Origin of the sequence: Gardnerella sp. KA00718, assembly GCF_049244285.1 — a bacterium.
Lineage (GTDB): Bacteria > Actinomycetota > Actinomycetes > Actinomycetales > Bifidobacteriaceae > Bifidobacterium > Bifidobacterium vaginale.
Genome location: NZ_CP058370.1, coordinates 1,160,508 through 1,172,632, shown reverse-complemented (window position 1 = coordinate 1,172,632; position 12,125 = coordinate 1,160,508). Strand labels below are relative to the sequence as shown.

Genomic DNA, 12,125 nt, shown 5'->3' with positions numbered 1-12,125 from the left:
CATATAGATGGTTGAAAACACAGCATTTCGTACCACGACTCAGCACATGTTAAAGGAGTCAAAAGAGTATGCCCGACAAACTTTAATGGGTGGTCTTTCTGGTTTTGAATCTCCAATTGGATTAGACAGAAAAGACCGCTTAGTTGCTCTTAAAACTGGCGATATTGGATTTGTGCATTCTTGGGATATTAATACTTCTGTTGATGGCCCTGGCACTCGTATGACTGTTTTTATGAGCGGCTGCCCACTTCGCTGCCAATATTGCCAAAATCCAGATACTTGGAAAATGCGCGATGGCAAGCCAGTCTACTTAGATGCAATGATTAAAAAAGTAGACCGTTATCAAAGTCTTTTTAAGGCAACTGGTGGCGGAATCACATTTTCTGGCGGCGAATCCATGATGCAACCAGCTTTTGTATCTAGAGTATTTCGTGCAGCAAAAGAAATGGGCGTGCATACTTGCTTAGATACTTCGGGCTTTTTGAATCGCAATTATACAGACGAAATGATTGACGACATTGATCTTTGCTTGCTAGATGTTAAATCTGGTATTGAAGAAACGTATAAAAAAGTAACTGGCGGCTTGCTTCAGCCAACTATTGACTTTGGTCAGCGCTTAGCGAAGGCTGGTAAGAAGATTTGGGTGCGTTTTGTGCTCGTTCCAGGTCTTACAGACAGTGAAGAAAATGTTGAAAAAGTTGCTGAGATTTGCGATTCGTTTGGAGATGCTGTTGAGCATATTGACGTGCTTGGATTCCATCAACTAGGCCGTCCAAAGTGGCATGAGCTTAGGATTCCGTACCCACTTGAGAATCAAAAAGGACCTTCTAGAGCATTAAAAGAGCGAGTTGTAAATCAGTTCAAAGACCACGGTTTTGTAGTGTATTAGACTGAACCTCGATGCGTTTTAGGCAATCTTTGTGTATTGTATTTTTTGAAGGATTTTGTATAATTATACAAATACCCTTTTTAGAGAAAGGATACGCAATGAAGCGCAGAATAGGTTGTTGGATTGCATTAGCTTTTGCATTAGCGTTAGCTATTTTTGCACGGTGTAACGATCAGTTTGGCTTTGGCACAGCGCTTATTATTTTAATTGTTTTGCCGATAATTTTGTTGCCGATAAATATCGTTGCGGCTTTCGATAAGAAACCTCTTATCGAAGTGCCGATAATATCTATTGCTATAACTATTGCTACAGAACTTGCCACTTTCCCAATAAGAGATTTAGGTTTACATGCTCTCTACGTTATCCCAACAGTTTTAGTTTCGGCAGTCGCATTTACTCTTACTAGATTCCTTAAAACTAAACTTGTTAAGCGCATAAATGGAGAAATAGTAAATAATAAAACAGATTGATTATCTAAATGATTATTTAATTGATTATTTATTTTGATTAGTCGTAGTTGTGTGCGAAAGTTGAAGCCGTGTTAAAAGATGCACAATCTATAACACGGCTTAAATATTTTTTACGGATATTTTGCAAAAAATTGCAAGGCAAGATGCAAAAAGCGTAAGACTTTGGCTAGAGCATGCAAATCGGGAGGCGTTCTTGAATAAGGAACCAAAGCTCTTAAAAGAGCCTAGAGAAGGAGTTCCAGAAGTCATTGATACGCTTGAAGCATATAAAGAATATTGTAATTTGTTAGCATCAGGGTCGGGGTCTTTGGCTGCAGACGCAGAGCGCGCATCTGGTTTTAGATATGGTCACGAAGATTGGCTGATTCAGTTCAAACGCAAAGGTGCAGGAATTGGATTGCTGGACCCAATAGCGTTAGGAAAACTTGGCGTTGATTGGCATGAATTTAACAAGGCAGTAGGAGACGCGCCTTGGATTATTCACGATTCTATGCAAGATTTGCCAGGATTTTTCGATATTGGTTTGCGCCCGCGCGCCTTATTTGATACCGAGATTGCAGCTAAATTGCTTGGTAGAAAGCGATTTGGATTAAGCTCTGTAACTGAATATTATTTGGGGCTTACTCTTGCAAAAGAACATTCTGCAGCGGATTGGTCATATAGACCTCTTCCTAGAGATTGGCGAAATTACGCGGCTTTAGACGTTGAATTGCTAATCGAATTAGAAGAAGTAATGAGTGGCGAGTTAAAAAAGCAAGGCAAGCTTTTATGGGCAAATCAAGAGTTTGCACACTTATTAAGTAAAGGTGCGCAAAAGAAGGCTCCTCACCCAAATCCTTGGCTTAGAATATCTCATATAAGCGTTCTTATGCACGATAAAATCGGCTTAATGATTGCAAAAGAGCTTTGGCAAAAGCGAGATGAGCTTGCTTGTCAATACGATATTGCGCCAACTCTATTGCTTTCGGATGCTGCGATTATTGAAGCAGGAAAGCGAAAACCAAGTAATTCTAGGGAGTTTCGCTCAATTCGCATTCTTAACGAACGCGTTAGGATTCACACGGGCAGCGAGCAAGACAAGATGTTTGAACGTTATGCTCCGATTCAGCGCAAAATCAAGCCAAATGTGTGGAAAGTTGTTATAGAAGACGCGATTAGTCGCGCTAAAAGTGGGGAAGTTGCTATTGTTTCTAAGCTTGATGATTCAAGTAGTAAATATGGCAATTACAACGATTCTGGCGATTCTGACAATTCTGCGGATGCTGGCGATTCTGCGGATTCTAGCGACGCACAAGAATCGCAAGCAGCTCCACGATCTATGAAGTATTGGCGTGATCATCATCCCAAAAGATATGAGCGCTTACAAAATGTAAAGCAGTCTTTAATCAAGATTGCAGAAGATACGCATACTCCTACAGAAATCATTATTAAACCGCAAATTATTCGCAATCTTTGTTGGCAAGATAATATTGAGCATATTAACGTTAAGGAGTTTCTTGTAGAGCAGGGCGCAAGAACGTGGCAAAGCGATTTAATTGCAGAGTCCGTAACTCGCGCTATTATGTAACGGTTGTGCCATATGGCAGAAGCTAGAAAACGTAATTTCAGGAGCATGAAGCGTGAAAATCAGCGTCAGGAATCTTGAGCCAACTAAGGTTAAGCTCACCATTACCGCAGATCTCGAAGATTTTGAGCCATTTATGGATCAGGCTCGTAAAGAGATCGCAAAGCAAATCAACGTGCCAGGTTTCCGTAAGGGACACGTACCAGGCAAGATTGTAGATCAGCGAGTTGGCTTCGGAGCTGTTGCCGGTGAAGCTGTAAATTCTGCTGTTCCAGAGCTTTATTCTAAGGCTTTGGAAGAAAAGAAGATTCGCCCAATGGATCAGCCAGAATTTGATGTTCAGGAAGTCCCAGAATCTGCTAAAGACGAACTTAAGCTTAAGTTTGTTGCAACTGTTGAGCGTCGTCCAGAGTTCAAGCTTAACAAGTTCAAGGGTGTAGAAATCGAAGTAGAAAAGCCAGAAGTTACAGACGAAGATGTTAATGCTCGTCTTGAGGCTTTGCGTCAGCGCTTCGGTACTCTTGTTGGTGTTGATCGCCCAGCTAAGAAGGGTGATTTTGCTAACATTGATTTGGAAGCTCGAATCGACGATGAGGTTGCTGATTCTCAGAATGGCGTGAGCTATGAGCTTGGTTCCAACACCATGCTTGATGGTTTGGATGAAGCTTTGGAAGGTCTTTCCGCTGGCGAAGAGACCACTTTTGAAGGCACTCTTGAGGCTGGAAAGAACCAGGGTAAAAAAGCTCAGGTTAAGGTGAAGGTTAACTCTGTTAAGACTCAGGAATTGCCAGAGCTTAATGATGACTTCGCTCAGGAAGCTTCTGAGTTTGATACTTTCGAAGAGCTTAAAGCTGATGTTCGTAAGTCTTGCGAGCAGGCAAATGAAGGCCGTCAGGCTACTATGGCTCGCGATGCCTTTATTGCTAAGATTCAGGAAGAGGTTGAGATTCCTGTACCAAAGGGTGTTAAAGAAAAGGCTGTTGCTGAACATCTTAAGGGTATGACTCCAGATCCTGAAAAGGCTACTAAAGAGCAGAAGGAAGAAGCTGAGAAGGCTGCAGAAAAGGAGCTTCGTGACCAAATGGTTCTCGACGCTTTGGCAGAAAGCCTCGATGTTTCTGTATCTCAGGCAGATGTCACTAACTTCTTGGTTTCTGTTGCTCAGCAGTATGGTATGGATCCAAGCCAGTTTATTAACGCTATTGTTCGTAATGGTCAGCTTGGTTCCGCTGTTCAGGAAGTTGCTCGTTCTAAGGGCTTGCTTGCTGGTATGCGTGCTGTGAAATTCGTTGCTGGTGGAGAGGCTATAGACTTGAGTGCTTTCTTAACGGAAGAAGAGGAGCCAGAAGACGAAAGCGTTAAAGCTGCTTCCGCTGCTGCTGCAGTAGCTGATGAGCTTACCTCTGAAAAGTAAGTTAGTATCTTCTATTAGATTTTAATCTAAGACCTAGTGGAGTTTAGCTCCGCTGGGTCTTACTTATATCTAATTAAATAATTACGATTATTATAGGAAAATCTTAAGAATTGCGAGACATTATGGATAATAGTGCTAAAACTAAGCATGAAGCTTGTTGCAGATTTGGCAGATTCGGTAAATCTTGCAAGTTATTTAGTTTTGCAATTCGTCTAGCGTGTTTTATTGCAGTCTCTGTTGCCCTTGGCGTTCTTATTGGCCTAGGAGCTACAGTTCTTACGCTTATTTTTTATGCTGTACAATACCTTGCTTTTGGCTCAATTGAATCTGCTAAAAACACTGTATTTTCAGCTCTTCCTTGGTATCGATACGTGCTACCTGGCACAATTGCTATGACTATTGCTGCACTGGCTTGGTATTTTTTGCGAAAAAGAGAAAATCCTCCTCGAATCGTTACTATTCCACAAGCCGTTAGTGGCAGTAGAATGCCAATTTTTTCTACTATTGCACATGTTTTATTGCAAATCGGCATTGTTGGCTCTGGAATTTCAATCGGAAGGGAAGTAGCTCCTAGAGAATTAGCTGCAATGATTGCTCAGCGTTGCAGCAGTATTTTTCATATGTCTGTTAAAACTCAGCGTATACTAGTTGCGTCTGCTGCAGGTGCTGGCTTGGCTGCAGTGTACCACGCGCCTTTAGCTGGCACCGTGCTTTCTTTAGGTTTGCTTAGTAAAACCCAAGGTTTTGGTTTTTATGCGTGGCTAAATCGCGAGAATGGCTCGCTAATAGATAATGCAGCTAAAAATATTGCGCGCTCGGAGCGTTTGCATTGCTTGCCTTTTGCTCTTGTTATGAATTATGTTGCTGCGTTTGTTGTTGAATTTTTATTGCATCATTCTAGATACTACAATATTTCGCAATTTTCTTGCGTGATTTCTTGGCAAATTTGCGTTTTAACTGTTGTTGTTGGTGCAGCGTGCGGCTTAGTTGGTTACGTTTTTCGCTTGGGTATTATTTGGTGTAGAACTCATGCTTTGCGTGGCATACAAATGCTGTGTTTTATGCCTGTAGCTGGCTTAGTTATTGGTGTTGCGGCTTGTTGGTTTCCGCATATTATGGGGAATGGTAGGTCGCTTTCTCAGCTTGCTTTTTCTGTAGCTAGTTTTCCGTATTTGGCAGAAAGTTCACATATTGTGACTATTTTATTGCTTCTTGCAATGATGAAAATGCTTGCGACTTTGTTGGTTTTGCGTTACGGTGCCTCTGGAGGCGTTTTGCAGCCGAGTATTTCGACTGGCGCTTGCTTTGGTGTGATTTTATACGCTATTTTTTCAACGTCTGCGCTTTCGCAAGTTTTTGACATTTCGCAAGTTTCTGCAATTTCTGTATCTATTATTGGCGCTGTTTCTTTACTTGCATCTTCCAGAAAAGCTCCAATTATGGCTTGGCTTTTAGTTGCTGAATTAGTAAATGCGCCGTTTGCATTACTTTTTCTTATGCTATTTGCTGCAATTGTGTCCAATTGCGTAGCTAATTGTGTTGAGCGATTTATTTCGCATTTTTTTGCGGTCACGCGCACACGATAGTCTAGATATATTCAAAATGTTTGTAAGGAGATAAGGTGACTGAGCTGTTTACGGCTTCTCCCATTATGCAAGAAGGGGAGCCACAAAATCCAATGGATTCGATTTTTAATCAACTTTTAAAGGATCGTATTATTTGGCTTGGTTCTGAAGTCAAGGATGAAAATGCTAATATCATCTGTGCACAGATGCTTATGCTAGCTGCGCAAGATCCTAAAAAAGATATTTGGCTTTATATAAATTCGCCTGGAGGGTCTATTACGGCAGGAATGGCGATTTATGATACTATGCAGCTTATTGAGCCAGATGTGGCTACTATTGCTGTGGGAATGGCTGCTTCTATGGGTCAGTTCTTACTGAGTTCTGGTACTCCTGGTAAGCGTTTTATTACATCTCATGCACGTGTTCTTATGCACCAGCCTTCTGGTGGCGTTGGCGGTACTGCAACTGATGTGCGTATTAATGCTGAGTTAATTATGGATATGAAGAAGACTCTTTCTGAGCTTACTGCGCAGCAGACTGGTCATACAGTTGAAGAAATTTACCGTGACAATGAGTATGATCATTGGTTTACTGCGCAGCAGGCTTTGGAGTATGGTTTTGTGGATAAGATTGTCACCACTCCAGCTTCTATGCGTGGGGAGGAGTGATTTTATATGGCAAGTGAAGAAGCAAAGTTTGTTGCACGCGCCCAGCGCTTGGGTGGATTTGGTCAAACCAGTGGTGTGTTTACGAATCGTTATGTTTTGCCTCAATTTGGCGAGCAGACTCCTTATGGTATGAAAACTCAAGATCCGTACACTAAGCTTTTTGAAGATCGTATTATTTTCATGGGTGTACAAGTTGATGACACTTCTGCTGATGACATTATGGCTCAGCTCTTGGTTCTAGAAAGCATGGATCCAAATAGGGATGTAATGATGTACATTAACTCTCCAGGCGGTTCTATGACAGCTATGACGGCAATTTACGACACTATGCAGTATATTAAGCCAGATGTTCAAACGGTGTGTTTAGGGCAAGCTGCTTCGGCTGCTGCGATTTTGCTTGCAGCTGGTTCTGCTGGTAAGCGTATGATTCTGCCAAATGCTCGTGTTCTTATTCATCAGCCTGCTATGGGTCAGGATTTTGGTAAGGCTACTGAGATAGAGCTTCAGGCTAAGGAAATGTTGCGTTTGCGCGAATGGTTGGAATCCACTCTTGCAAAGCATACTGGTCAGGATATTGAGCGTATTCGTAAAGATATTGAGGTGGATACGATTCTTACAGCTCCTCAGGCTAAAGAATACGGTATGGTAGATGAAGTTCTTGAACATAGGTCTTAAGTAGTTTTTACTTTTTAGATTTTTATGTTTTAGCTGCAACCCTTGGCGACACGCCAAGGGTTGTGTTTTTGTGAATATGGTTGTATATTAGTCAAGTTGCCGAAAACAAGGGAACGATTTCCTAAGGCTTCGGAAACATGCGCCAGTAGCCCAACGGATTAGAGCATCTGACTACGGATCAGAAGGTTGCAGGTTCGAATCCTGTCTGGCGCACAGGTGGCGCGGTGATTTTCACCGCGTTTTTTTTTTATTCTGTTTTCCGCTTAACGCATACAAAATCATATTAGGTATAAAAAAACGAGGAACAAATCCAAAATTGGGAGCGTTCCTCGTTTGCTTGTAAGTCTTACGCTTATCGTTTAAACCTACTCAGTAACTGCCTTCTTGAGCAAAGAACCAGCGGAGATTCTAACACCGTAAGATGCAGGAATCTTAATGGTTTCGCCAGTGCGTGGGTTGCGGCCAGTGCGCTCAGCGCGCTTTACACGCTCAGCGGAGAACAGGCCAGTGAGCTTCAATCCTTCACCAGACTGCAAAGCCTCAACGAACACATCCTGGAATGCGTTGACAGCGGCCTCGGCCTGTGCCTTGGTAAGGTTGGACTTCTGAGCGATCTTCGAAACGAGATCAGACTTGTTGTATGCCATACAAGCATCCTTTGTGTTAGGGGCCTTCTCTTCCAAAGACCACTTTCACTCATAGATATTAATACATTTTCCCTACAAATGCGCGGTTTTTCGCCGTTTTTCCGAGATTTTTTTACGATTTTTTAGATTTTTTGCTTGATAAAATACTTTAAAATCGTAGAAATGCCTTATATAGGTTTATTTATACTATTATCAACTAAATAATCTTATATAATAAGAAAGTTGGTTTTTCAAGATTTTAAGCAGACCATACTAAGCTGTCTAGCTTTTTAAGCATATGTTACATGGTCTAAACTAATCCGCGGTTACTAAGACTTTTCATAGCAAAAGCGCCTATTGGTATTCTTAGCCAGTAGAACATGAGTCTGTAAAGTAGGGTAGCAGATAATGCGATAGTTGGATGAATTCCAACTGAGGTAAAAGCAAAAGTAAGTGAAGCTTCAACAGCTCCCAATCCACCTGGTGTAGGAACAGCGGAACCAGCAGTATTGGCAACTAGGAACAGTAGCACTGTTTCCCAAGGGTTTGCATAGTAGCCGAAAGCAAGAAGAGCTACCCAATATCCCAGTCCTGTTGCAAAAACAAGAATAAGACCGCCTACAGTGCCTTTAATGAGCTGTTTAGGGCTACTTATTAGCTCTTTAATCTGTTTACCATAATCTGAAAGAATAGGAAGATATCTTTTACGTATAAATTTTCGAATAGGTGTAATAATCATAAAAGTGCATATGATTAGCGTTACTATTCCTATTACTGTTATGAGCATGTGTGTAGGAATCATTCCAGAAAGCACATTTTTACCAGTAAAAATGCCTACGCAGAACATAACTAAAGCTGTAACAAGTGCTTGTAAAAGCCAAACTGCACTTGTAATGGCTGTGGCTTGAGCAGCCGAATACCCATTCTTTTTTATAATTTGCATGTTCACAAAGGCTGGTCCTACGCCAGCTGGCATGGAAACAGCTGTAAACCCAGAAGCAGCTTGTGATGTAAACAGAACGCCAGCAGAAGGGCGTGAATCGTCCATAAAAGATCCAACTGTAATCGCAGAACCTACCCAAGCTAGCAAGCTGAACGCAAAGCATAATAGAACCATTAATGTATCCGCGCGTTTAAGAGCAGATACAATTTCTTGAGGATGCCATTGTGTTGCAATAGCAGCCAGAGCTGCAACAATAAGAATCAGCGTAACGAAGAATCTAATATTAAAACGGGCTAATCGCACTGTATCATAATCTTCGTCATCTGTGTGCTCGCATACCTTTTCACCCAGCTTAGTTTTAAGTTCTTCAAACAATTTCTTATTCCAAGACGTTAATGCTCTAGTTGATGAAGGAATAGCAGCTTTTTGCATAAAAGGCATTATTTGAGCTAGCTTATCTGCGCCCCAAGTATTCATAGCAGCTTCTATAGCGCTACTTGTATCAATGCATGTTGCGATTATTGATAAAAGTTGTACTTTGTCTAAAGCAATATTGATGTCGTCGCTAGCCACATCGCCATTTTGCCATCCTGCAATAACCGGAGTTCCATCTTCTAGCCTTGCAAGTGTTTCTGGGCTTATTCTTCTATGTGTTATTCCTCGATTGTTTGCAATATCGAGGTAGCGCATAAGTCTTTCCGCATCTTTAATTGTAAGCGTGTTTAAATTGCATGGCACAAGTACATTATCGGTGTGGAATACCATTATTGAAGATTTTCCACAATCTGTTACTCCATAAACGTTTGCTGTAGCTAAGTGCAAGCTCCTAAGAACAAGAAGCATTGAAAGATGATGATGTATGGAGTGTCTTGCAGAACGATCTCGTCTAACTGGTATATCTATTAGCTTAATCCATTGCCATAGCTGATTTAGATATCCTGGCAAGTGAACCTGATTATCTAGAACCGAAATCACGTATCTTGTTCCATGAATATCAATCGCATCGTATAGCCTTGAATTTTCAATCAGATCGTCATCAAGGCTAGATTTCAGAACACCATTATGGTCTGTAGTTAGTGTACGTCTGTTTAATTGAACAAGATGAGTAATTCCAATATTTTCTAATGCGTCAACTATATCTTTTCCCCAAGCACCTTTGCTGCGAGTGCCTTTAATAAATCTGATTATTGTACCTATAGCGCGACCAATACACCAAGATGTTAAAACACCTGTTAGTGAATGCCATGATGTGACTATTAGTATAGGTGAAGCAATTATTAATGCTTGCCAAGATATTCTTACGACTTTACTATCTCGTCTAGGTCCACTAACGGTTAAAAAAGCAACTATTACCGCGTATATGTCTGGCAATAATTCAGTACCGTGACTGCTGGAAATCGAATTGAATGATGTAAATAGTGGAGCATTATTTAAAGCAGTGAGAAGATAAGAAATATACCATACTAGAGGATATGTTAATAGCAAGGTTAGTGTAGATATCGTTGTATCAATCCAACGTCTTGCGTTAATCATAGAAATTACTACGCTAGCTACTATGGCGATTGTAATTGCTTGCTGGAAAAGAGAAGATGGTAATCCAGTTACAATCCACACAATAATTTTTCCAGCATTTTTTGCATCGTGCTCTACGCCTGCGGTTGTGCCAGAAAAACACATTGTAAACAGTACAACCGCAGTTCCTAGTGCAATAGATATAATCGCGTAAATCAAGTCAGCCCAATTACGAACTAATTTAGGCCTCGTGTCATTAATAACCAAATTTTCTTCTACTTGCGATTGCATAACCACACCGTTTATTTATTAAATAAAATTTATCGAATAAAATCAACCAGCCTAGATGCAATACCAGTATAAGATTCTGGTGTAAGAGCTTTTAACCTATTTGCTGTTTCTGTATCAAAGTTTCTAGAAGATATAAACTTTTCAACATCTTGCCTAGAAATACTATGACCGCGCATTAATTCTTTAACCTGCTCATATGGGCGTTCCATTCCTTCTACGCCAGCAATTTCTTGAGCTCTCATAGCAGTTTGGATTGGTTCTCCAAGAACTTCCCAGTTGCTGTTAAGCTCTTCACTCATCATTTGCGTGTTTGGATGAATCGACTTTAAGCCTCCAAGAAGATTGTTTAAAGCAAGAAGAGCATAGCCGAATGCGGATCCAACGTTTCGTTGAGTAGTTGAATCTGTTAAGTCTCGCTGCCAACGGCTTTCGGTAAGAGTTGCGCAAAGAGTGTCGAAAAGTGCGCAAGAAATCTCAAGATTTGCTTCCGCGTTTTCAAATCGAATAGGATTCACTTTGTGAGGCATTGTGGAAGATCCTGTAGCTCCTTTAACTGGAACTTGTACAAAAACGCCGCGAGAAATGTACATCCACACGTCTACAGCAAGATTGTGAAGAATATGGTTAATATGACTTACTGTGCTGTAAAGCTCTGCTTGCCAATCGTGACTTTCGATTTGCGTTGTAAGAGGATTGAAACAAAGACCCATTCTATTTTCTACAAATTCTTTAGAAACGCTAAGCCAGTCGATATTAGGGAAAGCTGCAAGGTGAGCGCCAAAAGTTCCAGTAGCACCGTTTATTTTTCCAAGATATTCTTGGCAGCTAAGGTGTTTTAGCTGTCTATTTAGCCTGTAAACAAACACGGCAAGCTCTTTACCTAAAGTTGTAGGAGTGGCAGGCTGACCATGAGTGAGAGATAGCATTGGCATATCTCTATACTCTTGTGCTTTTTGGGTTAGGTAATCAACAATAGCTTTCAAATTTGGCGTGTATACGTTTTCAACCGCGTTTTTTACGCACCTCGCTATAGAAAGATTGTTTATATCTTCACTCGTGCATGCAAAATGAACTAATGTTTTAAGATTGCTAAGCTGGGTTTTATGCCCTAATACTTGCTCTGCTTTGTCTAACTCGTCGTCAATGTAGTATTCAACAGCTTTAACGTCGTGATGTGTTATAGCTTCGTGAGCTGCATGGCGTTTTATTCCTTCTGCTCCAAAATTTTCTGGAATTGCACGCAAATAATCGCATTCTTCATCTATTAAAGGATTTACGCCGTCTACAATGGTTTTGAATCCGTTTCCCTTGTATCCGTTTGCTAAAAGGATCATCCATTCAACCTCTACGCGCATGCGCTCGCGGTTTAAGGCTGGTTCGCTTAGAAATTCTACAAGATCAACAGTTTGATTGTGGTATCTTCCGTCTAGCGGAGTCAAAGCAATAGCAGGGCAAATATCAGTAAGCTTCATACTTTAAAGGTTACAGCATGGCATGAAACTACTAGG

Annotated in this window: 10 protein-coding genes and 1 tRNA gene; 8 read left to right on the top strand and 3 right to left on the bottom strand. The window is 41.0% G+C overall.

Annotated features, from left to right (window positions below; genetic code table 11):
• Positions 1 to 7: 7 nt before the first annotated feature.
• The 8 genes from pflA (at position 8) to HXT55_RS04725 (ending at position 7,458) form a co-directional block, all read left to right on the top strand.
• A complete protein-coding gene (gene pflA, locus HXT55_RS04760; protein ID WP_004112608.1) occupies positions 8 to 889 on the top strand; it encodes a pyruvate formate-lyase-activating protein in 882 nt (293 codons plus the stop codon).
• Between the two features lie 98 nt (positions 890 to 987).
• Positions 988 to 1,359, top strand: coding sequence for a hypothetical protein (locus tag HXT55_RS04755; RefSeq protein ID WP_004115434.1), 372 nt, complete (start codon positions 988 to 990; stop codon positions 1,357 to 1,359).
• Positions 1,360 to 1,552: 193 nt separating this feature from the next.
• Positions 1,553 to 2,926 (top strand): HRDC domain-containing protein, encoded by a 1,374-nt coding sequence (locus HXT55_RS04750; RefSeq protein WP_032836416.1) that lies wholly within the window; start codon positions 1,553 to 1,555, stop codon positions 2,924 to 2,926.
• A 52-nt stretch (positions 2,927 to 2,978) separates the two neighbouring features.
• Positions 2,979 to 4,337 (top strand): trigger factor, encoded by a 1,359-nt coding sequence (gene tig, locus HXT55_RS04745; protein ID WP_004112612.1) that lies wholly within the window; start codon positions 2,979 to 2,981, stop codon positions 4,335 to 4,337.
• A 122-nt stretch (positions 4,338 to 4,459) separates the two neighbouring features.
• Positions 4,460 to 5,923 carry a chloride channel protein gene (locus tag HXT55_RS04740; RefSeq protein ID WP_004112613.1) on the top strand — a complete coding sequence of 488 codons (1,464 nt, stop codon included), beginning with the start codon at positions 4,460 to 4,462 and terminating at the stop codon, positions 5,921 to 5,923.
• Positions 5,924 to 5,958: 35 nt separating this feature from the next.
• A complete protein-coding gene (locus tag HXT55_RS04735) occupies positions 5,959 to 6,570 on the top strand; it encodes an ATP-dependent Clp protease proteolytic subunit (RefSeq protein ID WP_004112615.1) in 612 nt (203 codons plus the stop codon).
• A 6-nt stretch (positions 6,571 to 6,576) separates the two neighbouring features.
• A complete protein-coding gene (locus HXT55_RS04730; RefSeq protein WP_004112616.1) occupies positions 6,577 to 7,245 on the top strand; it encodes an ATP-dependent Clp protease proteolytic subunit in 669 nt (222 codons plus the stop codon).
• 139 nt (positions 7,246 to 7,384) lie between these two features.
• Positions 7,385 to 7,458, top strand: a tRNA-Arg gene (locus tag HXT55_RS04725).
• A gap of 152 nt (positions 7,459 to 7,610) precedes the next feature.
• On the opposite strand, the gene HXT55_RS04720 is transcribed toward HXT55_RS04725, so the two are convergent.
• The 3 genes from HXT55_RS04720 to purB form a co-directional block, all read right to left on the bottom strand.
• Positions 7,611 to 7,892 carry an HU family DNA-binding protein gene (locus tag HXT55_RS04720; protein ID WP_004112617.1) on the bottom strand — a complete coding sequence of 94 codons (282 nt, stop codon included), beginning with the start codon at positions 7,890 to 7,892 and terminating at the stop codon, positions 7,611 to 7,613.
• Positions 7,893 to 8,181: 289 nt separating this feature from the next.
• Positions 8,182 to 10,617, bottom strand: coding sequence for a lysylphosphatidylglycerol synthase transmembrane domain-containing protein (locus HXT55_RS04715; RefSeq protein WP_014554652.1), 2,436 nt, complete (start codon positions 10,615 to 10,617; stop codon positions 8,182 to 8,184).
• 29 nt (positions 10,618 to 10,646) lie between these two features.
• Complete coding sequence (gene purB, locus HXT55_RS04710; RefSeq protein WP_064623607.1) at positions 10,647 to 12,089, bottom strand: adenylosuccinate lyase; 1,443 nt, start codon at positions 12,087 to 12,089, stop codon at positions 10,647 to 10,649.
• Positions 12,090 to 12,125 lie beyond the last annotated feature (36 nt).